The organism is Nonomuraea sp. B208, from assembly GCF_057536035.1.
This window is the reverse complement of record NZ_BAAJOU010000030.1, coordinates 362,877-385,317: the sequence shown is the minus strand read 5'-3', so window position 1 is coordinate 385,317 and position 22,441 is coordinate 362,877. Positions and strand designations below refer to the sequence as shown.

Sequence of the window (22,441 nt, the reverse complement as noted above, 5' to 3'; positions counted from 1 at the left end):
GGCGGCCGGGAAAGCATCCCACAGCACGAACGCCGCGGCAGGGGCCGGGGACGACGTGAGAAGGCCCTGGGGCGTCATCGCCTCCAGGACCTGGCCGGGGATGCCGGGGAACGAGCGCATCGCCGTCGATGCCCACCGAACACCTCCCCCTGAACGCCTTGCCGTTACCGATACCACCCGAAAAGGGGGTGGACGTCAACGCGACATGGACATAGGGGGGTCGTCGTCGGAGGCGGAGGGGGTGTGCTTCAGCTCGTCGAGCTGCTCGGGCAACTCGACGAGCTCGACGAGCTCGCGCCGGCACTGCTCGCACTCGTCGAGGTGGCGCTCGAACGCCTCGTGCTCCTCTTCATCGAGGACGCCGAGGACGTAGGCGGCCACCTCGTCATGCATCAGCCGGCTACCCCCTTGTCCCGCAGCAGCTCGCGGAGAGCCCGGATGCCGTAGTAGAGCCGGGACTTCACCGTGCCCGGCGGAATCCCCAGAATCTCCGCCGCCTCACTTATCGTACGGTCTCGGAGGTAGGTCTGCTCAATGACTTCGCGGTGTTCGTCGGACAGACTGCGGAGCGCGTCGGCGACGACCATCGCCGACAGGGCTCGCTCAGAGCCGTCCGGCACCGCCATCATGTCGACTTCGGGCGGCTCGACCTCGTGAGGCCGCACGCTCTTGCGTCGACGTCCGTCGATGACGATCCTGCGGGCTACCGTCAGTAGCCACGCCCATAAGAGGCTTGGTTCCCATTGCAGTCTTGCCGAGTTACGCCAGGCTCGGACGAGCGTCTCCTGCACGACGTCTTCGGCCCATTGGAGGTCGTTACCAGTACTTTTGCGCACGTGGCGCAGCAGAGGGCCGCCGAACTCCTGGTAAAGCACCGCGATGCGGTGCTCCGCCTCGGCATCAGCACTCTCGAACCTGCCGTCGAGGTGACCTAGCACGGGGCACATCTTTACACCTTTGTTATCGGTCCGGTAGCCACTCCGATAACTCCAGTCATTTCTAACTATTCCCGGCCATAGCTGAACCTGACCCGCTGCCGCCGCGTACCTCCGACCATGCACAGGCTTTTGCGAGGCGAGCTGTTCATGCTCGGTGGCTTCGTCCTGGCCGCCGCCGTGACGATCGTGCTGGTCATGCCCCCGTCGATCGATCCGGCGGCCGCCCAGTTCACGCAGACGTCCGCGGGACCGCTCACCGCCGCAGACCGCGACCTGCTGGTCAAGGTCCGGCAGGCCGGTCTCTGGGAGATGCCCGCGGGCGACATGGCCCAGACCCGCGCCGAGTCGCAGCGGGTCAAGGAGGTGGGCCGGCTGATCATGGAAGATCACAAGAAGCTGGACGCCCTGACCGTCCAGGCCGCCAAGAAGCTCGGCGTGGTCATCCCCGACGAGCCCAACGCCGACCAGCAACGCTGGCTCGCCCAGCTCGCGGCGGAGAGCGGCCCCGCCTTCGACAAGGACTACGCGAACCTGTTGCGTGCCGCGCACGGCAAGGTCTTCACCGTCGTGGCGAGCGTCAGGGCCGGCACCCGCAACGCCGAGATCAGGAAGTTCGCCCAGGAAGGCATCAACTTCGTGATGCGCCACATGACTCTTCTGGAGTCCACGGGCCTGGTCGACTTCCAGCAACTCCCGGAGCCCCCGACGCCCTCACCTGCACCACCCGTCGCTCTGGCGGTCGACATGAGGAGACACTAAATGACGAGTTCCAGACGCATGGCCGCGGCCATGTCCGCCTTGGCCGTGGTGGCTAGCGGGCTGGTGTCCGCGGCCGTCATCGGCGTCGCCCCCGCACTGGCCGACCACTGCGACCCGGCCGAGCAGGCCTCGCAGGGTCAGCAGCAGAACAACAACCGGCAGCGGCGCAACGGCGACCAACAGGGCCAGGACGACCAGCAGGACCAGAACCAGAACCAGGGTCAGGACCAGGGCCAGAACCAGGATCAAGGTCAGAACCAGGACCAGGGTCAGAACCAGGACCAGGGTCAGAACCAGGACCAGGGCCAGGACCAGAACCAGGGCCAGAACGACCAGCAGCAGAACGACCAGCAGCAGAACGGCGACCAGAACAACCAGCAGAACGACCAGCAGAACGGCGACCAGCAGCAGGGGCAGGACCAGCAGGCGCCTCAGGGCGGCGCCAAGCTGCTCGACCCGGCCGCGTCCCCCGAGGACGCCCCCGAGGCCGCCCCCGAGGACGAGCAGACCGCCTCGACGTTCTCCCGCCGCCGCAACAACCCCACCAGGACCGCGACGCCCGTCCCCACCCGGAACAACCCCGGCGGCGGCAACGCCTCGCCGACCGCCTCCCCCACCGGCTCGGCCACGAACGACCCCGACGAGGCCGCCTGCGCCGACCTGGGCCCGTTCCCCGAGGACTTCGTCGACATCCGCCGGGTCGCCCCGCAGCGGGTGAACGTGCGCTTCAACCGCAACGGCTCCCGCGGCACCTTCGTCTCCCAGTGCGGCAGGAACGAGAACAAGCACAACAACCCGGACAACTTCATCGTGGCCCCCGGCGTGAGCAACGGGGCGCACCACCTGCACGACTACGTGGGCAACCTGTCGACGGACGCCTTCTCCACCGACGAGAGCCTGGCCGCGGCGGGCACCACCTGCCGGCTCGGCGACCGGTCCACGTACTTCTGGCCGGTGCTGCGCAACCGCAAGGTCGACGCGAACGACAACGACCCCGACGGCAACGTCGGCCAGCAGCTGACCGCCCGCGCGGTGCAGCTCCAGTTCCGCGGCAACGCCAGCTCCCGCGTGGTCGCCATGCCGAGGTTCCTGCGGATCATCACCGGTGACGCCAAGGCCGCGACCAACGGCACGGCCAACGCGAAGGCCGCGTGGTCCTGCACGGGATTCCAAAATCGCATAACTACCGACAAATATCCGCTTTGCCCGCGCGGCAGCCTCGTCCTTCGTATTCTGGATTTCCCGAGCTGCTGGGACGGACAGAACACCGACAGCGCCAACCATCGCACGCACGTGGTCTTCCCCGACCAGAACGGCGCCTGTCCGCAAGGCACGCGAGCCATCCCGCAGCTCCGCATGACGCTCGCCTACTCGGTGCCGCAGGGTCCCTCGTACGCGCTGGACGCCTTCCCCGAGCAGAAGCACAACCCGGTCACGGACCACGCAGACTTCGCCAACGTCATGCCCGACCGGCTGATGCAGACCGTCGTCTCCTGCATCAACCGGGGCCGCCGTTGCTGACCTGAGAACCGCGCCCGCGAAGGGTCATCCGCCTTCCGAGTCGCACCCTCACCCGACCTTGGAGGGGAAACAGATGCTCCACAGACGACACCCCCGGCACCACGCGACCCAGCTGGACACCCGAAGCGTCCGGCTGGGGGCCAGCGCCATGGTCATGGCGGTCCTGCTGTCGGCGTTCGCGCTGACGAGGACCGAGCGTGGGATCGAACTGCTCGGCCGCGGGGTCGGCTTCCTCGAGTTCTACGCGGGCGTGTTCGCCCTGGTGCTGCTGACCGCGACGGTCGCGCTCGGCATCATCACCACCGAGCGCGTCTTCCTGTCGCCGGCGAACCGGGTCCGGGCGCAGCTCGCGCACCGGGCCACCGCCCTCATCGGGCTGGCCTACCTGATCACGCACGTCTCCCTCATGATCAGTCTCGGCCACATCCCGCTGGGGGCGGCGTTCGTGCCGGTGGCCGGGATCTACGTGGCCCTCGGGACGGTGGCCCTCGACCTCATGGTCCTGGCCGTGGTCACGGGGATGATCCGGGGACGCTTCGCGACGCGGAACAGGCCGTGGATGTGGCGGGTCATGCACTCCGCCGCGTACCTGGCCTGGCCCATCGCGATCATGCACGGACTCACGGCCGGCCGCCCGGCGGCCGGCTGGGTGGCCTGGTCGTACGTGGCCAGCCTGGCGGCGGTCGGCGGTGCGCTGATCGTGCGCGTGCTGGCCTCGCTCCGCAGGCCGCCCGTGATGGCCGAGCGGGTCGAAGGACCCGCGGTGACCGCTCCGGCGGCCGTGGGCGTGCCCGCCGAGCGGCCGCAGCGGGTCGCCGCAAGCACGCCGGCCGCCGCCACGGCGGGGGCGAGGAACGCGCCGGTGAGCCTCGCGGAGGCTCGCCGCAGATACCGGGAGGCCGGTTGAGTAACTCGATTGCCATCGCGAAGGAGCGACCGTGATCCCGGCCAGAGTGCCCAGGGTGTTGCGCATGGGTCCGGCCCGGCTGACCGCCGGGCTGGACCACTGCCGTCGGCTGGACCTGCCCGCCCACCGCACGCTCCACGGCCTCGTGGAGCCGCGCGAGCTGGGCGAGCTCATCGCGTACGCCAATGAGGTGGACATGCGCGGGCGCGGCGGCGCGGCCTTCCCGTTCGCGCGCAAGCTGCGGGCCGTGGCCGACGCGGCCGGCTCGAACGGCGAGAGCGTCGTGCTGGTCAACGGCGCCGAGGGCGAGCCCGCCAGCTCGAAGGACGCCATGCTGCTGACCCGCAACCCGCATCTCGTCCTCGACGGCGCGGTGCTGGCCGCCGAGGCCCTGGGAGCCAGGGAGGTGGTGGTCGCGACGGCCGGGGGCGAGGTGGCCGAGGCGTCCGTCGCCGCCGCGGTGGCCGAGCGCCGGGCGGCCAACGTCTCCGGCGGGGCCGAGAGCCGGGTGCCGATCCGGGTGGTCGGCATCAAGGAGCGCTTCATCTCCGGCGAGGGCGGCGCGCTGGTCAAGGCCGTCAACGGCGAGGAGGGCATCCCGCCCGGCCGTAAGAAGCGGGCCGCGACGAGCGGCGTGGACGGGCTGCCGACGCTGCTGTCCAACACCGAGACGTACGCGCAGCTCGCGCTCCTGGCCGAGTACGGCCCCCAGAAGTACGCCGCCGTCGGCACCGCAAAGGAGCCCGGCACGATCCTGCTCACCGTGAGCGGCGGCGCCGCCGACGGCGCCGTCATCGAGACCCCGACCGGCACCCTGCTGGCCGACGTGCTCGCCATGTGCGAGGCCGACATCGGCGACGGGGTGCTCATCGGCGGCTACCACGGCGCGTGGCTGTCGGCCGACGCCGTCGAGACCGCCGTGATCTCCCGCGAGGGCATGAAGGCCGCCGGCGCCACCCTCGGAGCCGGCATCATCGTGCCGCTGGGCGAGTCCACGTGCGCGCTCGGCGAGGCCGCCCGGGTCGCCTCCTACCTGGCGGGCGAGTCGGCCGGCCAGTGCGGCCCCTGCCGGCTCGGCCTGCCGGACGTGGCCAAACTCATGAACGCGCTGGTCGAGGGGTCCGGCTCGGTGGACGCCGTACGCCGGGCCGTCCGGCTGGTCGAGCGGCGGGGCGCGTGCTTCCACCCCGACGGCACGGCCAAGTTCGTGCTGTCGGCGCTGGACGCCTTCGAGGCGGAGATCGCGCTCCACCAGGAGCACGGCTCGTGCGGGCGGCCGGTGCGCGGCGTCATGCCGATGCCCGAGCGCGCGCCCGAGCTGGAGTACCGCCTGGAGGTGGACTGGTCGCGCTGTCAGGGCCACGGGCTGTGCGCGCACCTGCTGCCGGAGTTCGTCGAGCTGGACGACTACGGCTTCCCCTCGTTCCGCAATGTGCCCGCCTGGATGGCCAAGGAGGCGCGGCGGGCGGTGGACATGTGCCCGGCGCTCGCCCTGCGGCTGGCCGGCACTAGCGGGGACGGGCACGGGCCCGGCCCGTCGAAGCCGACCGGCTCCCCGCTCCGGCTGGTCAAGGACGGCGTGATGAAGGCGGCGAGCGTGCCCCGGCTGGCCCGGGCCGGCGCCGGAGGAGGGGCGGCCGGGTGACGGACTCGTGACGAACCCGGTGCTCCATGCCGGCGTCTCACCGTTGGGCACCACGACGGGGAGGACGTTCATGGATCGCCGGGATCTGCTGCGCGCGGCGGCGGTGGCCCCGCTCGCCGCCTTCGCCTCCGCTCCCGACTGGAGGGCGCTGCGCGGGCGGCTGGACGGGACGCTGGTGCTGCCCGCGGACGCCGGGTACGCCGCCGCCCGCCGCCTGTTCAACCCGGCCTACGACCGGATCAGGCCGGCCGGGCTCGCCTACTGCGCGAGCGCGGCCGACGTGGCGGCGTGCCTGACCTTCGCCCGGGCGGGCGGCATCCCCGTCACCGCCCGCTCGGGCGGCCACTCGTACGCGGGCTGGTCCACGGGCACCGGACTGGTGATCGACCTGTCCAGGATGTCGTCGGTCCGCTACTCGGCCGGCCGAGCCACGGTCGGCGCAGGGGCGAGACTCATCGACGTCTACGACCGCCTTGCCCGGCACGGCGTGAGCGTGCCCGCCGGCTCCTGCCCGACGGTGGGGATCGGCGGTCTCGCGCTCGGCGGCGGCCTCGGCGTCGTGTCGAGGAAGCACGGCCTGACCTGCGACGCGCTGGAGGCGGTCCGGGTGGTGACGGCCGACGGGCGGGTGCTCGACTGCGACGCCTCCCGCCATCCCGACCTCTTCTGGGCCTGCCGGGGCGGGGGCGGCGGCAACTTCGGCGTGGCCGTGTCCTTCACCTTCCGTACGTTCGCGACCGGCCGGGCGACGGTGTTCTTCCTGCACTGGCCGTGGGCCCGGGCGGAGGCGGCGGTGCGGGAGTGGCAGGCGTGGGCCCCGTCCGCGCCGGACGAGCTGTGGTCGTCGCTGCACCTGACGCGCTCGGCGGCCGGGCTGGACGTGGAGGTCGTGGGCACCTTCCTCGGCGGCGCGGCGGCGCTGGACCGGGCGCTGGCCCCGCTGGTCGCGCGGCTCGGGCGGCCCGCCCGGCGGTACGCGCGCACGGTGTCCCACCTGGAGGCCATGAAGGTCATGGGCGGCTGCGGGTCGCGGAGCACGGCCGAGTGCCGGCGGATCCCGCGCACGGCGTTCGCCGCCCGGTCGCACCTGGCCTACCGGCGGCTGCCGGCGGACGGGATCCGGGCGCTGGTGAAGGGGGTGGCCCGCGGCGGGCGGCACTCGGTGCTGCTGGACGCGATGGGCGGCGCGATCGGACGGGTGGCGCCGGGGGCCACGGCCTTTCCGCACCGGGCAGCCCTTTACAGCGTACAGTATTATCAGGAAGGAATGGATCGGGCATGGTTGCGGGCGATACACGCCGACATGTCCGAATATTTCGGGGAACATGCGTATGTGAATTACATCGACCCCGATTTAACGAACTGGCGGAGCGCGTATTACGGGCCCAACGCGGCGCGGCTAGCGGCGGTCAAGGCCGCCTACGACCCCGGCCGGCTCTTCCGGCTCCCGCAGGGCGTGTGACCCCGCTCAGGACTTGTCCTGGCCCTTGGCCCGGTGGATCTTGCCGCGCACGTACACCGGGTCGCCGACCTTGACCAGCTCGAACAGCCGCTTGGAGACCGCCATCGGCACCCGTACGCAGCCGTGCGAGGCCGGCCGCAGCGGCACCTGCGTCGAGCCGTGCATGGCGATCCCGCCGACGAAGTAGAGCGAGTTGTACATCGAGCCGAGCCGCCCGGTCGTCCAGCCCGGCGCGCGGCTGGTGACCCGGAAGTCGCCCACCGGCGTGATCGCGTTCCCGCAGCGCCCGCCCTCGCAGTAACGCACCTCGGCGCCCGAGGAGATGTGCGAGGTGAGCACCGGGCGGCGGTTGCGGTAGACGGTGAGGAGCTGGTAGGTCAGGTCCACCTCGACCCGGTTCGCGGCGCCCTTGGGCACCAGGGGCCGCAGGCGGGAGCGCCGGTCGAACGCCTTCAGCATCTCGGGGCCGATCACGGCCTTCGGCATGATCCTGCGGCTCTTCTGGAAGGCCCAGACGGCGAACTTGGTCTGCTCGTCGTAGACGCCGTTGGACCGGCCGAAGTAGAAGCCGCGCTCGTGGAGGCGGCGCTGCAGCGCCCTGACCTCCTCGCTGCGGTCGCCCGGCCGCATAAGGGTCACGGTGGTTGTTTCCTCGTCGGCCGCGGCCGGCACGCTCATCACCGCTGAAAAACCGCATCCCAGGATGAGTGCGGCTATTCCTCGTACCTTAGTCCTCATATAGCGCGCGTACCCGAATCATCGAATAAGCACCTTCTCGCTTCGGAAAACAAGTCGCGATCCTCCCATCTGCTCAGGGAAGATGTGGCGATATGCGTAACTGGCCGTTTTTCAACCTGTCCATCACGACGCCGCGTCTCGAACTGCGCGTCCCGTCCCTGGAAGACCTCGACGAGCTGGGCGACCGCGCCGCCGAGGGCGTTCACGAGGACGGCTTCATGCCGTTCCTGTTCCCCTGGACGGACGGTGAGCCCGCCGAGCGGGCCAGGCGGACCGCGCAGTACCACTTCCGCGCCTGGGGCGCGCTGACCGCCGACGACTGGGCGCTGGAGTTCGCCGTCCTGTACGAGGGCCAGGTCGTCGGCACCCAGGGGATCCAGGCCAGGAACTTCGCCGTCACCCGCGAGCTGGGCTCCGGCTCCTGGCTCGGCCGGCGCTTCCACGGCCGGGGCATCGGCACCGAGATGCGGGCGGCCGTCCTGCACCTGGCCTTCGCCGGGCTCGGCGCGCGGCACGCGGTGACGGAGGCGTTCGAGGACAATCACGCCTCGCTCGCGGTCACGCGCAAGCTCGGCTACCGCGAGGACGGCATCATGATGCACGCCCGCAAGGGCGAGCCGGTCGCCACGCAGCGTTTCCGGCTGGCCGCCGAGGACTGGAGCGAGACCCCGGGCGTCGAGATCCACAACCTCGGCCCGTGCCTGCCGCTGCTGGGCCTCGCCAGCTCCTGACCTGGCAATTTAGCCTGATTTATCGGCATTTCCTGGGACGTCTTACCCTAGAACGGAGTTCGAGCCTGGAGGTGGCCGTGGTCACGGGTGTGCTGATCGACTGGGGCGGGGTGCTCACGACCAGTCTCGCCGACTCCATCGCCAAGTGGATCGAGGCGGACCGGATCGACGGCGAGCACTACCGCTCCGTGATGCGGGAGATGATCGACCACGCCTACGGCGAGGGCGCGGGCGAGAACGCCGTGCACGCCCTGGAACGCGGCGAGCTCGACGGGCCCGCGTTCGAGCGCGACCTCGCGGCCCGGCTGCTGACCCTGGACGGGGTGCCGCCGGTCGCCGACGGGCTGCTGGAGCGCATGTTCGCCGGGTTCGAGCGGGTCGAGGCGATGCACGACATGCTGCGCGACGTACGCGCCCACGGCGTCAGGACCTGCCTGGTCTCCAACTCCTGGTCCCACACCTACCAGCGCGACGGCTGGGACGACATCTTCGACGCCGTGGTCATCTCGGGCGAGGTCGGCATGCGCAAGCCCGAGCCGCGCATCTTCCACCACGCCCTCGACCTCATCGGGCTGCCCGGCGCGGAGTGCGTGTTCATCGACGACATCGAGGCCAACATCACGGCCGCGCGCGCCCTCGGCATGGCCGGGATCCACCACCGCGACCCGGACACGACCATCGCGGAGCTCGAGTCTCTGCTACGCCTCACGCTCCGGCGGGCATGATAGGTGCCCTGCCCGCCGGGCCGTTCCCGGCGGCCTGAAGCACGAAAGGTTCGTGATGCGCGTCTATCTGCCGTGCACCCTCCCGGCCCTGGCCACCGCGGTCAAGCTGGGAGAGCTGGGCCCGGCCCCGCTGACCGGCTACGCGGTGACCCCCGCGCTGACCGAGTGGTACGCCTCGGGCGACACCGAGGAGCTCGAATACGTGGCGCTGACCGAGGCCGCCCGCGCCTCGCTGCGCATGCTGGCGGCCGACCGCGCCGACGGCGTCCAGGCGCCGCCCCGCCGGGTGGTGGTCGCCGCCGAGGTGCCGGAGGGCGCCGCCAGGGCCGGCGCCGACCTGGAGGAGCGCGCCCGCGTCCGCCTCGCGCAGGCGGTGCCGCTGACCAAGGTGGCCGCCGTGCACATCGACGACGTGGAGGCGGCCGCCGACATCGAGGCCGCGCTCGCCGCGCTGCCCGCCGCCGACGAGGGCGACGACGACGCCCGCTTCACCGTGGACGGTGCGGAGGCCCACGAGCTCATGTGGTACGCCACCCAGGAGATCCCCGACCTGTTGCGATCATGACAAAGATCACAAAACCTTGACCGTCCGGCGCGGATCATCGCTAATGTCCCGACGCAGCACTGTTACTTACACGAGGAGTCGATTCCCAGTGAAGCTTCGCGTAGCGGCGACCGCGATCGGGGCAGCGGCGGTCACCCTCCTGGCGGGCTCCCCAGCCCACGCACAGGCCGCGCTGAAGCCCTATGACCACAAGGACCCGTACCGCAGCGGCTGCGGCAACTCGGCGCGCGTCGTGCGCACCGCCGCGATCAAGACCCGGTTCAACGACCAGGTGGGCACGGTCAAGCTCATGTGGTCGGGCAAGTGCAAGACCAACTGGACCGAGATCAGCACGATGTCCTCCGCGTCCGGCACCATCCGGGTCTACCGCAACGGCGCGTACGACACCTTCCAGTTCAAGAAGGGCAACGGCGGCCGGCACTGGGGCAACATGCTCTACGCCAACAACGTCTGCGCGTGGGGCAGCGCCTCCGTCCAGTGGAACGGCGGCCGGGGCGGCCAGACCGGCACCGGCACCACCTCCAAGGCCTGCGGCTGAGCGTGTCCCCGGGGCGCGGCCGGCCGGTCGCGTTCCGGGGCCTTCGCGGGGATGTGTCGGCCCCGCCGAATAAGCTGTCTGCCAAATGACGAAACACATCATTTGGGACTGGAACGGCACGCTGTTCCACGACATCGACGCCGTGGTCGGGGCCACCAACGAGGTCTTCAAGGCGTACGCGCTGCCCGCCCTGACCGCCGACGGCTTCCGCGCCGTCTACACCCGGCCCATCTGGGTCGCCTACGAGCGCCTGCTCGGCCGCCCCCTCAACGAGGGCGAGTGGGAGCTGCTCGACGACGGCTTCCACGAGCACTACTTCCGGCTCAGCGAGGTCTGCGGGCTCGCCGCCGACGCCGAGACGGTGCTCACCGGCTGGACCGGCACCCAGTCGCTCTGCTCGATGGCGCCGCACACGCACCTGGTGCCGAAGGTGGACGCGTTCGGCATCACCCGGCACTTCACCCGTATCGACGGCCTGCACGGCACCACCGGCGGCGAGAAGGCCGCCCACATGGCCGCGCACATCCGGTCGCTCGACGTGGACCCCGCCGAGGTGCTGGTGATCGGCGACAGCGTGGACGACGGGATGGCCGCCCGCCACGTGGGCGCGCGGGCCGTGCTCTACACCGGCGGCATGTCCACCAGGGCCGAGCTGGAGGCCACCGGGCTCCCGGTGGTGGACACGCTGGCCGCCGCGCTGGACTTCGCCTGACGCCGGTCATACGGAATCTTCCGGACGGCGGGCCCGCGCGGGCGCGCCGCCCTTACCCTTGCAGTGTTCCTTCCAGGAGGCTGCCATCAACCGCCTTGTGCTGTGGAACGTCGACCTGACGCTGGTCGACGTCGCCATCGTGACCAGAGACGCCTACGCCGAGGCGTTCCGGGCCGTGACCGGCCGCCCGCTGGTCAAGCTCGTCCCGCCCATGGGCCGGCCCGACTCCGAGGTCGTCTTCGAGACGCTCGCCGTCAACGGGGTGCAGGCCGAGGACGACCATCTGCCGGGGTTCCTGGCCGCGCTGGCCACGGCCTTCGCCGCGCGCAAGGGACGGCTGGCCAAGGAGGGGCGGGCCATGGCCGGGGCCAAGGACGCACTGCGGGCCGTGGCGCGGCTGGACGGCGTGGCGCAGACCGTGCTGACCGGGACGATCAAGAGCAACGCGGTGCTCAAGCTGAAGGCGTTCGGGCTGGACAAGTTCGTCGACTTCGAGCTCGGCGGCTACGGTGAGGAGCCCTACCCCAAGGCGACGCTGCTCCAGGTCGCCCAGGGGCGGGCCAAGGCGCGGCTCGGCACGACCTTCACGGCGGCCAACACCGTGGTGATCGGCGACTCCGTCCGTGACGTCCAGGCGGCCAGGATCGGCGGGGCCGCGATGATCGGCGTCGCCTCCGGGCGCTCGATGGCCGCCGAGCTCCGGGAGGCCGGCGCCGACCTGGTGCTCCCCGATCTCTCCAACGCCTCCGAGGTCGTCAACGCCGTCGCCGCCCTCACCTCCCCCGCCACCCGCAAGGCGGGCTGACCTCAGCCGAGCGCCCGCAGGAAGCGGGCGGCGGCCGGGGCCGCCACCGCTGAGCCGGCGCCGCCGCCCTCGGCGATGACGGCGAAGGCCACGTCCCCCTTGTAGCCGATGAACCACGAGTGCGCCGGCGGCTCCTCGCCCGAGCCGTACTCCGCGGTGCCGGTCTTGCCCGCCGTGCCGGCCGGGAAGCGTACGGCCTGCGCGGTCCCGTCCGTGACGACGGCGGGCATGAGGGTGCGCAGGGCGGCCACCACGGCGGGCTCCAGCGGCCGGGGCCCGCGGTCCTGGCCGCCGGGGTGCTCCTCCAGGACGAGCCGGGGCGGGATCCACGCGCCCGAGGCGATGGCGGCGGCGACGGAGGCCATGTTGAGCGGGCTCGCCAGCACCCGCCCCTGGCCGATGGCGGCGGAGGCGAGGTCGGTGTCGTCCTTGGGGTCGGGGAACTCCGCCCGTACGGCGGGCACGCCGGGCGTGATCGGCGTGCCGAAGCCGAAGCTCCGCGCGACCTCCGCCAGCCGCCCCCCGCCGAGCGAGGCCACGCTCATCTCCCCGAACGTCGTGTTGCACGAGTGCGCGAACGCCTCCCGGAAGGTCAGCGTCCCGAAGTCCTCGAACCCGGCGTTGTGGAACGGGAAGCCGCCGATGTTCTTCTCGGCCGGGCAGGTGACCCGCTGCCCCGGCTTGACGCCGTCCGCGACCAGCGCCGAGGCCGTCACGACCTTGAACGTGGACCCCGGCGGGTACGTCCCGAGCAGCGCCCGGTTGAACCCGCCCGGCTTGTTGACCACGGCCAGGATGTCCCCCGTCGAGGCCCGCAGCGCCACGAGCGAGGCGGGCTGGGTGACGTCCTCCAGCGCCGCCGCGCCCGCCCGGTGGACGGCGAGGTCGAGGGTCGTCTTGACGGGCCGCACACCGTCGGCGGGCACCACGGTCTTCACCCGCTCGTCCCCCTCGTAGAGGTCGATGTGGACCCGGTTCTGGACCTTGAACCGGTCGGGGTAGGTCTGCCTGACGCCCTCGACGAGCTGCTGCACCGAACCGGGCGCGTCCGGGGTGCTAATGGGCGTGCCGTCGGCCGCCAGCACCTGCGGCGGCTCGCCCTTCTCGGTCACCGCGCGCAGGGAACGGTTCGGGGTGGTGAGCAGCGGGTGCAGGGCGGCGGGCGTCCAGGCGACCTTCCACGCGCCGCCGCGCTCGACCACGCGCAGCCGCCCGTCGTACTCCCAGTCGCGCACGCCGGACAGCTTCGCGGTGAAGCTCAGGTACCCCTCGTCGTCCGGCCCGTTGTCGGCGAAGACCCCGGTGGAGACCGACCGGCGGAAGCTCGCCTGCGTGACCTTCAGATCGGTACGGAACCGCTGGAGCCGCGCCTCGAAGTCGGCGGGCGGGTCGGCGACGAGCTCCCGCATGGCGGCGTGGTCCTGGTCGCTCCAGGCGGCGAGGTAACGGTCGGCGGCCTCCTCGGCCGACCCTTCGGTGCGCAACGCCCAGATCACGCCGCCCGCGGCCACGACCGGGATCAGGAGCACGGCGAGCAGCCAGGGCCAGCGGCGTCGTCGCCGTCTTAGTGGCCGCTCCGGCTGAAGATAGGCATACGTTGTCCCCGTTTGTGGTGCCATGCGGCCGAGCAGACCAGAGCGGTCACCGGGGTGTCCAATAGGGATATGGGACTTCCATCCTTATGGAAATGGATATGGTCCCTGTTCGCGGGCCTGGTCCGGCATCTTCCCTGCTGCATCGCGGAGGCCAGGAGTGTCGTGGCTCACAGCGAATGGAGACAACGGTATGCGGAAGATCTCTTGCCCCGTACAAGCACGCTGCCGCCGCCGCGATCACGGCCGACGGCGGAAGCTGATGCGCATCAGCCGACTGTCAGCCCAGTCTTCGAGCCGGGTCGGCCGGATGGTGCCGGGGTCGTGGGGTTGGTTGAGATCCGCGACGATCTCGGCCATGACGGCCTGGCGTTCAGCCGGATCGGTGACCGGCGTGGCCCGTGCGGGCAGATCTGCACGGACCCCGTTCTTGAGGTGGAAGGTGAAGTCGGGATTGGCGAGAAGGTTCGCGTGCCAGTCGGTCGCGGCACCGCCGGCGCCGCTGCACAGGTAGGTGGCGCCCGCAGCCCGGTAGAAGAAGATCTCGATGCGGCGTGGCCGGCCGGTGCGGCGCCCCAGCGTCGTGATGTCGATGATCCGTTCGCTGGTGCCTGCCGCGGGTGTGATCTCGATGGCTCGCCGGATGTGATCGGGCAGGTGCGACAAAGACGCGTCACGTGCGGAGTCGTTCCATCCGGTCGTGTCTGGACTGCTCATGCGGCCTCGGTCTGAAGGGCGGGCCCGAGGAGGAGTCCACCGTCGATGACGTACTCCGACCCCGTGATGAACGACGCGTCCGATGACGTGAGGAACAGGAGAAGCCGGGTGACGTCGGTCGGCTCTCCGAGTCGGGGGATGGCGAACGGCTCGGGTGAGTAGAAGTCGGCGATTGCCGCAGTGGCGCCGGCTGCTGGTTCCTGGATGAAGGGGGTCGCGATCACGCCGGGGTGGAGGGTGTTCACGCGGATGTGGTCCCGGCCGAGCTCGAGCGCTGCCGTTCGGGTGAGGCCTCGCACGGCCCACTTGCTGGCGACGTACGGCGCGTAGTGCGCCGTGCCGCCCAGGCCCATCGTCGAGGCGATGTTGACGATGGCTCCCCCTGCTGCGCGGCGCAGAGCGGGGGCTGCGACCTTGATGCCGAGGAAGGTCCCTGTGAGGTTGATGTCGAGGATGCGCGACCAGGTGGCCTGCTCCGTGTCCTCGATCGTTGCGGGGGGGTTCTGCACGCCCGCGTTGTTGACGAGCACGTTCAGGGCGCCGAAGGCGCTCTCGGCGGCCAGCACGGCGGCGGACCACGAGCTCTCGTCGGTGACGTCAAGTCGGGTGAAGCGAGCGCGGGGCCCGAGTTCGTCGGCGAGAGCGGCGCCGCGTTCGGCGTCGATGTCGCCGATCACCACGTTCGCTCCCTCCGCGTGAAAGGCGCGTACGTGGCTCGAGCCCTGGCCGCCGGTCCCACCGGTCACGAGCACGGTCTGGTCGTCGAAGCGGTTCATCCGATGTTCCCTCGGTACGTGGGTGACTGACCGGGATCATCGGCGATGAACGGCCGGCCGATGGCGAGCCGAGCGACTCGCCACTGCCTCGACACTAGGTTGGCGTCAGTGGCGAGTCAAGCCACTCGCCTCGTATACTCGGTCCATGAGCAGGGTCGTGCCGACGTACCACCAGCGCGTCGCCCAGGAGAAGCGCGCGCTGATCGTGACGGCTGCGACCGCACTGTTTCTCGAGTTGGGCTACGACCGGACGTCGCTGGCGCGGATCGCAGAGCGCTCGGGCGTTTCGCGGGCCACCTTGTTCAAGCAGTTTCCGAGCAAGGCTGCCCTGTTCGACGCCATCGTCACCGAGTCCTGGTCAACCGCCGACGAGGAGGGTCCTCCGCCAGCGGGCAACGTCGTCGGTGGGCTCAGCGCCATCGGTCACCGTTACGCCGAGCTGTTGAGCCGGCCCCAGATGACCGACCTGTTCCGGATCGTCATCGCCGAGCTGCCGCGGTTCCCCGAGCTGGCCCACGCGCAGTTCTCGCAAGGGAAGATGCCCTACTTCGAGTCCGTACGCAGCTACCTCCTGGCTGAGCACGAGGCGGGAACGGTGCGGGTCGAGGACGTGGACCTCGCAGCCACCCAGTTCCTGGGCATGATCTCCAACTACGTCTTCTGGCCGACCCTCCTGGTGCCGGGCTGGGAGGTGAGCGCCGAACGCGTCGCTCAGGTGGTCGACGAGGCCGTCCGCACCATCGTCGCCCGGTACGCCACAGCTGGACCGGAGCCGTCGGCCAACGACTGAGTCCCACCGCCAAGGGGCTGCTGCGCGACGACTTGCAGACACCGCGCGTCCAGCATTTGAACCCACTCACCTGAACTATCGGAGTAGCCGGCACAACTGCCCCTGGCCGGAGACAGAGCTGCGGAATCGTGAATACGATCACGACGGTGACTTGATTCCCACCCTTTGCGATATTGCGCACAAGGCTCAAGCGCTTTAACATGCCCGTTACCTGGACGGCCTGCCGTTCTGGACCTCGTCGGTGTGTTTGGTGGCGAGCGACCCAAGGAAGCCGCGATGCTCAGTCAGGTCCTAGAGATACTAAAAGAGCTGGTCGGGGAACTTTCGAAGGCTGTCAAGAATGCCCGCGCCTGGGTGAAAGTGTTGCTCGCTGCCGGCCTTTCCTGCGCTCTTGTCGGCGCCGGCGTCGTCTGGGGGATCAAGCTCGCCGGACCGCCGGACACAGCTCTCGGCGGAGTCGATCTGGCCTCATCCTGCATAGCATTGAACTATGAGACGAACGACCAGCAGTTCTGTTCGTCCCGCATCGACTTGAAAGCCGCCTGCAATTGGCAATATTCTCGAACTGATCTCGCTTTTCGATTCACCTCCGCCAGTGCCGAGAGTGGCGTCTGCTACGCTCCGGGAAAACGGCCCCTCGGGGGAATCGCCGACATGCGCGGCTACTGCAAGTATGCGTTCAGGCCCAGCATCAGCGTTGACGCCGCCAATGTGAACAACGTCTGGACCTGCCGAGAGAAGATCGACATGAATTTAGCATGCCAATTGCGATATCGGCGTTACGAAGGAGTGGAAGCCCGTAACGAAGATGGCGTATGGCAGTGCTACCAAGCCGCCTGACTCTCCATCGGGCGGGTCGGCGGAGTCTCTGTGCCGCAGCGGTGATGACGTCGGGCAGATGGCCGTCGGCCTCGTCCAGCGGCATGTCGAACACGTCCTCGCTCTCGTACGGGAGTCCGTAGATCGGTGAAGATGCGTAATGATCGGGCCCGCTCTCGCGACGGGGGTGAAGATGGACAGCTCGCGAACGGTCTTCCGGCTGGAGCGGGGCGTGACAGGGTTTCGCCACGTCAGCGAACCTCCGGTGCCGGAGACCGAGCCCAGAAGATGTCGTAGAGCCTGGTCCGCCGCAGCCCGGAGGGCCCGCGGACAGGTCGGGGATTTTGCCGAACGCGAGTATCCGCAGAGCTTCCACAGCGCCACGATCAACGACCGGGATGGAGCGCACCTCGCCCTGTTCCAGGCGCAGGTTCCGCTGGTCGCGTTCGTGAGCGATCGACGGTGGGCGTACTCCGACGAGTTCCTGGACCCACCTGCCTGGGCGGTCGCCCTCAGCCCCTTCGGCTTCACCGTCTTGGGTACGTCACTGCTCATGTCGCCGCTGACGAAGGTGGACACCACTGCTTTGTCCGCCGCGGAGTGGAGGGAGATCGAGTACTGGAAGCCGAAGACCCCTGGCGAGCTGCTCTTCAACGCGTGGGACTGATGCTCGGCCGTCCATCACGGCTCGCTCCGCTGCACGGGATCGAGCAAAGCCCGGGGCGGCCGGGGCGTGCAGCCCGTGTCCTGGACAGGCAAGCGGTGGCGCCGCGTGCCGGGCTCTCCTGACTCCGCGCTCAGGGCGGCGTGAATGCGCTCCCCGCTCTGCGGACGGACGGTGTGCAGCGAGGTGGCCAGGAGTCGCAGGTCGCAGGCGGCGTAGCGGTTGACGGCCACCGCGTCGGGAGCCAGCACGACCGCGAGCTTCTCGGCGGCCTCCACGTCACCGGCCAGAGCGTGCGCCCGAGCCAGGCAGGTCCCGAACCAGGCCCGGTCACGCCGGTACGCCCCGGGCAGGGTCGCCAGGCCGCGTTCGAGGAACCGTACGGCCCGCCGGCCGTCGCCGAGCGCGAGTTCGGCCATCCCGCGCTGCATGTCGAACCAGCCGTCGTCGTAAAAGTACATCCACGGCGGCTCGTCCTCGGGGTGCTCGCCCGCTGCCCGGATGAGCTCCTCGGCCTCGCCGAGCAGCCGCCGTGCGGCCTGGGCCTCGCCCATTTCCGCGTGTCCGCGGGCCGCCATCTGAGCGGCCATGCCCTGCACTCCGAGGGTGGTCCGTCCGTCGTACCAGCGGGCCGCCTCGGCCAGGCGTACGCAGCGGAGGGGTTCGCCGATGCTCCAGGCCAGATGGGCGCGCATGTTGAGCGTGGTGGCGGCGAGAGCTCCGTCGCCTGCCTCCAGGGCCCAGCCGTGGGAGCGGTCGTACCAGGCCAGCGCGGCGGCATGGTCACCGGAGTCCTGGCACATCCAGGCGACGAACTGGGCGTACTGGCCGAGGAGCCCGGCCACGCGTTGCGCGAGCGGACCCGGGGTCCCCTGTGCGAGGACGGTGACCGCGTCGAGCTGAGCGCGTACGACGGGCAGGAGGGGACCGCTTCCCATGGTGTCCTCTGCGCGGCGATGCTCCTCCAGGCAGCGTTCAAGCCACTCGATCGTGGCGGTGTCCACGCGCTGTGGATGCGCGAGGGCTTTGGTGATGCGTTCGTACAGCTCGGGGTCGGGAGGAGCGGTGATCGTGGGGACAGGTCGCCGTTCGGGCTCGAACAGGTCGTTCTCCGTGAGGCCGAAGGCGCGGGCGTACAGGAGGCGGTAGGGGTCGTCGGGCTGGTTGTGGCCGGCCTCGTACGCCTTGATCCGGCGCACGATGCTCTCCCGGGAAGGAAGCCGGGCGCGTACGTCGTCGCCGGCGGCCTCGGCCAGATGGCGGGCCATCTCCTTCTGGCTCCAGAACCGGTTGCGGCGCTCGGCACGCAGGCGTACGGCCCATGCGGGAAGTTCGGTGGCCATCGTGAGCACCTCGCTGTCAGACCTGGGGGGCGTACTGACGCCTTCAGTGTCCCTGATCGCTTCTGTGATCCAAAGATTACTTTGTGTTGCCATCGGAGGTGGCGCGATCGAATCCGAGGCCCGTAGGCGCTGGAACCGCCGTACGAAGTGGGCTCCTGACCCGGCGTCCACCAGGTCGGCCCCTCCCGTTGGAACATCCGGCCGGGTTCGGAATGCCCGGGTCTCTCGGCGGCGACGGACCTGGAGGTTTGGAACGCCGCGAAATGTAACCAGAACCCGAGCAAATGTAACCAGCACATGGTTACATTTGCCCATGAGCCAGAGCGTGAACGAGTTGGTCGCACGTCTCGCATGACCGGAGGCGACTGCGACGACGTCGAGGTCAAGTCGGCGGCAGGCGGGTTGCCGCATCGCTCACCTCAACTTTGAGCGCCCTGGCGAACCACCCAGGCGGCGGGACGATCATCCTTGGCCTCGACGAGGCCACCGGCTTTCGTCCGGTACAGCTTTCAGATCCGCAGGCTCTCAAGCAGGGCCTCGCTCATAAGGCTCGCTCGTTCTCGCCGCCCGTCCTGCTTACGATCAGCGACGCGGAAGTGGATGGGGCGCTGGTCGTCGTCGCCAGGGTGCATGAATGCGATCCGTCGGCCAAGCCATGTCGGATCACGGCGTCCGGCACGGCATACATGCGGGGGTACGACGGGGATTTCCCACTGTCGGATTTGGAGGAGCAGGCATTCCTTGCCGCCCGGAAGCCGCCGATCTTCGACCGGCAGCCCGTTCCAGGGGCCACCCGTGAGGACCTGGACATCGACCTTGTCGCGGCGTTCCTGCGTTCGGTCCGCGAACGGGATCCCCACGGCCTTGGTCGTTTCCCTGATGATGCCGAGTTGCTACGGCGTGCTGGAGTTACTCTGCCCGACGGCACTCCTACCGTCGCCGGAGTGCTGGCTCTCGGGGTTCACCCACAGGAATGGTTTCCGCGCTTCGTCATCCAGGCTTCGGCAGAGCCATCGCCGACCGATCCTGTGGGGTCGCGGGCTCGGAACCAGACCACGATCACCGGGGCCATTCCACGGATGCTGGAAGAGGCCCTGGCCTGGGCACGGCGAACCTTCGACACCAGCGTCGTGTCAGCGCCGGACGGGACTGTCCGTGATCGTCCCGACTATCCGTACATCGCATTTCGCGAGATCATCGCGAACGCTCTCGTCCACCGCGACCTCGATCATTGGTCGGCCGGCATGGCCGTGGAGGTTCGGCTCCGTCGTGATCGGCTGATTGTCTCCAATCCAGGCGGTTTGTACGGCATCACAGTCGATCGGCTCGGCCGAGATGCCGTCACTTCAGCACGCAACGCGCGGCTCGTTGCGATCTGCCAACACGCTCGCACACCAGAAGAAGGCGCGCGAGTGATCGAGGCGCTGGCAACCGGCATCCCGACCGTGGCCGATGCCCTGGCAGAGGCCGGGCTACCACCCGCGCACTACATCGACGCCGCCATCCGATTCACTGTCGTCCTACGGCGGCGGGCAGTCCGCGTCATCCGCCCAGGCGACGACCTCAACAAGACGGAGCTGCTCGTCTACGACGCCTTGGCGGCAGGGTCACGCAGCGTCGGCGATCTCAAGCAGGAACTGAACCTGTCTGCACCCAACATTCGTAAGGCACTCCGCGAACTGCGATCGAGGGGGCTCGTCGAACAACTGGGGGGCCGAGGACAACCGACAACCTACCGAAAACTCCCAGAGTAGGGAGATGTTGATGAACGCAGACCCGCCGTCGACCCCTTCCTCGGCAGAGACCGACAGAAGGGTCCCTTTTGATATGGAACGTCAATAATGACGAATCTGGATATAGTGCCTGTTCGTGGACCTCGTCCGGCACCTTCGCTACTTCATCGCGGTCGCCGAGGAACTCCACTTCGGTAACGCCGCGATCCGGCTCGGCATGGCCCAGCCGCCGCTAAGCCAGCGCATCAAACGGCTGGAGGAGGAGCTGGGCGCCCGGCTGTTCGACCGTTCGGCCCGTCAGGTGCGCCTCACCGAGACGGGCCGGTTGCTGCTCGGTGAGGCGCGCGAGATCGTCGCGCGCGCCGACCGGCTGCACGAGCTGGCCAGGCAGGGTCGCGGGACGGTGCTCAGGGTGGGGGTGCCGCCCGATCTGGCGGCCACGGTGATCGCGGCGCTGGTCGCCCGGTTCCGTGAGACCCATCCGGAGGTGCGGCTCGCGCCCGCCGAGATCTGGACCGCCGACCAGGTGACGGCGCTCGCCGAGGGCACGATCGACGTCGGGCTGGTCCGGCATCCGGTCTCCGCGCCCGGCCTGCGGTTCGGCGAGGTCCTGGTGCAGGTCCAGGGTGTGCTGCTGCCCGACGGCGATCCGCTGACCGGGGTCGGCGAGGTGCATCTGGCCGACCTCGCCGGGCGGGAGCTGCTGATGCCGCCGAAGGAGGGCGAGCCCGGCCTGCACGCCGAGGTGCTGGCGGCCTGCCGCCGCCACGGGTACGTGCCGCCGCAGGTGCACCAGGGCGCGGGGCTGGGGCTGGTGCTGGCGGGCGCGGCGGTCGCGTTCGGGCCGGAGGTGGAGGCGCCGGGGCTGGCGTGGCGGCCGCTGCTAGGCTCGCCGATCGCGTCCCGGGTCTCCACGGCCTGGCGCGGCGAGACGGCCGCGGCCGGCGATTTCTCGGCCGTCGCCGTACGGACGTTGAAGGAGAGCGCCGGAATGACCGACGAGGGCGCGGTGCCGCCGCGGCGCGTCAGCCGCAGGCCGGGGATGCTGGCATGAGCGGGCCCGACTTCGAGGCGCTGTTCCGGGTGGCGGGGGTCACCGGCTGGCTGCACGCCGCCGACGTCGACACCGGTCGGGAGATCGGGCACGGGGCCGACGAGCCGCTGCCGGTGGCGTCGATGTTCAAGGTGCCGCTGCTGGTGGAGCTCTGCCGGCAGGCCGACGCCGGGCTGCTCGATCCGGCCGAGCGGGTGACGGTGCCGGCGGCCGGCCGGTCGACGGGGCCTACCGGGGTCTCGGCGATGCTCGACGAGGTGACGATGTCGCTGCGGGACCTGGCCTACCTGATGATCGCGGTGAGCGACAACGCCTCGGCCGACGTGCTGCTGCGGCGGATCGGGCGGGAGGCGGTCAACGCCATGCTGGCCGCGTACGGGCTGGACGTGACGCGGGTGCGGCAGAGCAGCCAGGAGATCAACGAGAGCATGGCGGCCGACGCCGGGCACGGGTGGCCGTACCTCGATCCTGACGAGGTGGCCCGGATGCGCGCGCTCGACCCGGCCTGGGGCAACGCCGGCACACCCCGGGAGCTGACCCGGCTGTTCGGGCTCATCTGGCGCGACGAGATCGCCTCGGCCGCGTCGTGCGCGTGGATGCGCGGCGTGCTCAACATGCAGGTGTGGCCGCACCGGCTGGCCTCCGGCTTCCCGTACGACGACGTGGCCGTCAGCGGCAAGACCGGCACGCTGCCGACGCTGCGCACCGAGTCCGGCGTGGTCGAGTACCCCGACGGCGGCCGGTACGCGGTCGCCGTCTTCACCCGCTCCTTCTCCACCGCGCTCAACCAGCCACGTGCGGACGCGGTGATCGGCACCGCCGCCCGTATGGCGGTGGACCACCTGAGACGGTAGCTAGTTATGTGGGGGGTAGAGGTAGGACTCTCCATGGAACGGGCGACAGGATG

General features: G+C 70.0%; 24 protein-coding genes. 17 read left to right on the top strand and 7 right to left on the bottom strand.

Features of this window, described 5'->3' with window-relative positions; genetic code table 11:
• Window positions 1-195: 195 nt before the first annotated feature.
• Together AC27IY_RS43380 and AC27IY_RS43375 are read right to left on the bottom strand one after the other, a co-directional pair.
• Complete coding sequence (locus tag AC27IY_RS43380) at window positions 196-393, bottom strand: zf-HC2 domain-containing protein (RefSeq protein ID WP_091079819.1); 198 nt, start codon at window positions 391-393, stop codon at window positions 196-198.
• Window positions 393-947: a sigma-70 family RNA polymerase sigma factor gene (locus AC27IY_RS43375; protein ID WP_371250818.1), complete on the bottom strand. Its 555-nt coding sequence runs from the start codon at window positions 945-947 to the stop codon at window positions 393-395. The genes AC27IY_RS43380 and AC27IY_RS43375 overlap by 1 nt, the downstream gene beginning before the upstream one ends.
• Before the next feature lie 108 nt (window positions 948-1,055).
• On the opposite strand from AC27IY_RS43375, the gene AC27IY_RS43370 reads away from it, so the two are divergent.
• The 5 genes from AC27IY_RS43370 to AC27IY_RS43350 all read left to right on the top strand — a co-directional run bounded on the left by AC27IY_RS43370 (window position 1,056) and on the right by AC27IY_RS43350 (window position 7,232).
• Complete coding sequence (locus AC27IY_RS43370) at window positions 1,056-1,697, top strand: DUF4142 domain-containing protein (protein WP_344210101.1); 642 nt, start codon at window positions 1,056-1,058, stop codon at window positions 1,695-1,697.
• Window positions 1,698-3,218 carry a DUF1996 domain-containing protein gene (locus tag AC27IY_RS43365; protein WP_487181575.1) on the top strand — a complete coding sequence of 507 codons (1,521 nt, stop codon included), beginning with the start codon at window positions 1,698-1,700 and terminating at the stop codon, window positions 3,216-3,218.
• A gap of 73 nt (window positions 3,219-3,291) precedes the next feature.
• Window positions 3,292-4,125 (top strand): ferric reductase-like transmembrane domain-containing protein, encoded by an 834-nt coding sequence (locus tag AC27IY_RS43360; RefSeq protein WP_423474270.1) that lies wholly within the window; start codon window positions 3,292-3,294, stop codon window positions 4,123-4,125.
• Window positions 4,126-4,156: 31 nt separating this feature from the next.
• Window positions 4,157-5,770 (top strand): NADH-ubiquinone oxidoreductase-F iron-sulfur binding region domain-containing protein, encoded by a 1,614-nt coding sequence (locus tag AC27IY_RS43355; protein WP_487181574.1) that lies wholly within the window; start codon window positions 4,157-4,159, stop codon window positions 5,768-5,770.
• A 70-nt stretch (window positions 5,771-5,840) separates the two neighbouring features.
• The gene (locus AC27IY_RS43350) at window positions 5,841-7,232 is read left to right on the top strand and encodes an FAD-binding oxidoreductase (protein ID WP_487181573.1); all 1,392 of its coding nucleotides are present in this window, start codon (window positions 5,841-5,843) and stop codon (window positions 7,230-7,232) included.
• Between the two features lie 6 nt (window positions 7,233-7,238).
• Here the strand turns inward: AC27IY_RS43350 and AC27IY_RS43345 are convergent, their stop codons facing one another.
• Window positions 7,239-7,862, bottom strand: coding sequence for a L,D-transpeptidase family protein (locus AC27IY_RS43345; RefSeq protein ID WP_364450158.1), 624 nt, complete (start codon window positions 7,860-7,862; stop codon window positions 7,239-7,241).
• A 200-nt stretch (window positions 7,863-8,062) separates the two neighbouring features.
• Between AC27IY_RS43345 and AC27IY_RS43340 the strand changes: the two genes are divergently transcribed.
• From AC27IY_RS43340 to AC27IY_RS43315, 6 genes are all read left to right on the top strand, one after another.
• Entirely contained in the window at window positions 8,063-8,701 is a 639-nt protein-coding gene (locus tag AC27IY_RS43340) for a GNAT family N-acetyltransferase (protein ID WP_449948116.1), read from the top strand.
• A gap of 71 nt (window positions 8,702-8,772) precedes the next feature.
• A complete protein-coding gene (locus AC27IY_RS43335) occupies window positions 8,773-9,426 on the top strand; it encodes an HAD family hydrolase (RefSeq protein WP_364449720.1) in 654 nt (217 codons plus the stop codon).
• 55 nt (window positions 9,427-9,481) lie between these two features.
• Window positions 9,482-9,991, top strand: a complete 510-nt coding sequence (locus AC27IY_RS43330; protein ID WP_423474263.1) for a DUF6912 family protein — start codon at window positions 9,482-9,484, stop codon at window positions 9,989-9,991.
• 88 nt (window positions 9,992-10,079) lie between these two features.
• Complete coding sequence (locus AC27IY_RS43325) at window positions 10,080-10,529, top strand: DUF2690 domain-containing protein (RefSeq protein WP_423443628.1); 450 nt, start codon at window positions 10,080-10,082, stop codon at window positions 10,527-10,529.
• An 85-nt stretch (window positions 10,530-10,614) separates the two neighbouring features.
• The gene (locus AC27IY_RS43320; RefSeq protein ID WP_344210117.1) at window positions 10,615-11,241 is read left to right on the top strand and encodes an HAD family hydrolase; all 627 of its coding nucleotides are present in this window, start codon (window positions 10,615-10,617) and stop codon (window positions 11,239-11,241) included.
• A gap of 97 nt (window positions 11,242-11,338) precedes the next feature.
• A complete protein-coding gene (locus tag AC27IY_RS43315; protein ID WP_344210118.1) occupies window positions 11,339-12,046 on the top strand; it encodes an HAD family hydrolase in 708 nt (235 codons plus the stop codon).
• 2 nt (window positions 12,047-12,048) lie between these two features.
• Here AC27IY_RS43315 and AC27IY_RS43310 read toward each other — a convergent pair whose 3' ends face one another.
• From AC27IY_RS43310 to AC27IY_RS43300, 3 genes are all read right to left on the bottom strand, one after another.
• Window positions 12,049-13,575 (bottom strand): penicillin-binding transpeptidase domain-containing protein, encoded by a 1,527-nt coding sequence (locus AC27IY_RS43310; protein WP_449948110.1) that lies wholly within the window; start codon window positions 13,573-13,575, stop codon window positions 12,049-12,051.
• Between the two features lie 303 nt (window positions 13,576-13,878).
• On the bottom strand, window positions 13,879-14,355 hold the full coding sequence (locus tag AC27IY_RS43305; RefSeq protein ID WP_449948107.1) for a nitroreductase/quinone reductase family protein: 477 nt from the start codon (window positions 14,353-14,355) through the stop codon (window positions 13,879-13,881).
• Entirely contained in the window at window positions 14,352-15,131 is a 780-nt protein-coding gene (locus AC27IY_RS43300) for a glucose 1-dehydrogenase (RefSeq protein WP_449948104.1), read from the bottom strand. Before AC27IY_RS43300 ends, AC27IY_RS43305 begins: the two co-directional genes overlap by 4 nt.
• A 145-nt stretch (window positions 15,132-15,276) precedes the next feature.
• On the opposite strand from AC27IY_RS43300, the gene AC27IY_RS43295 reads away from it, so the two are divergent.
• From AC27IY_RS43295 to AC27IY_RS43285, 3 genes are all read left to right on the top strand, one after another.
• Complete coding sequence (locus AC27IY_RS43295) at window positions 15,277-15,921, top strand: TetR/AcrR family transcriptional regulator (RefSeq protein ID WP_487181572.1); 645 nt, start codon at window positions 15,277-15,279, stop codon at window positions 15,919-15,921.
• A gap of 276 nt (window positions 15,922-16,197) precedes the next feature.
• Window positions 16,198-16,761 carry a hypothetical protein gene (locus AC27IY_RS43290; RefSeq protein ID WP_487181571.1) on the top strand — a complete coding sequence of 188 codons (564 nt, stop codon included), beginning with the start codon at window positions 16,198-16,200 and terminating at the stop codon, window positions 16,759-16,761.
• 139 nt (window positions 16,762-16,900) lie between these two features.
• Window positions 16,901-17,407, top strand: a complete 507-nt coding sequence (locus AC27IY_RS43285; RefSeq protein WP_487181570.1) for a hypothetical protein — start codon at window positions 16,901-16,903, stop codon at window positions 17,405-17,407.
• 14 nt (window positions 17,408-17,421) lie between these two features.
• On the opposite strand, the gene AC27IY_RS43280 is transcribed toward AC27IY_RS43285, so the two are convergent.
• Entirely contained in the window at window positions 17,422-18,747 is a 1,326-nt protein-coding gene (locus AC27IY_RS43280; RefSeq protein ID WP_487181569.1) for a helix-turn-helix transcriptional regulator, read from the bottom strand.
• Between the two features lie 425 nt (window positions 18,748-19,172).
• On the opposite strand from AC27IY_RS43280, the gene AC27IY_RS43275 reads away from it, so the two are divergent.
• From AC27IY_RS43275 to AC27IY_RS43265, 3 genes are all read left to right on the top strand, one after another.
• Window positions 19,173-20,501: an ATP-binding protein gene (locus AC27IY_RS43275; protein ID WP_487181568.1), complete on the top strand. Its 1,329-nt coding sequence runs from the start codon at window positions 19,173-19,175 to the stop codon at window positions 20,499-20,501.
• Between the two features lie 115 nt (window positions 20,502-20,616).
• On the top strand, window positions 20,617-21,534 hold the full coding sequence (locus AC27IY_RS43270; protein ID WP_371250807.1) for a LysR family transcriptional regulator: 918 nt from the start codon (window positions 20,617-20,619) through the stop codon (window positions 21,532-21,534).
• Entirely contained in the window at window positions 21,531-22,388 is an 858-nt protein-coding gene (locus AC27IY_RS43265; RefSeq protein ID WP_487181567.1) for a serine hydrolase, read from the top strand. The genes AC27IY_RS43270 and AC27IY_RS43265 overlap by 4 nt, the downstream gene beginning before the upstream one ends.
• Window positions 22,389-22,441 lie beyond the last annotated feature (53 nt).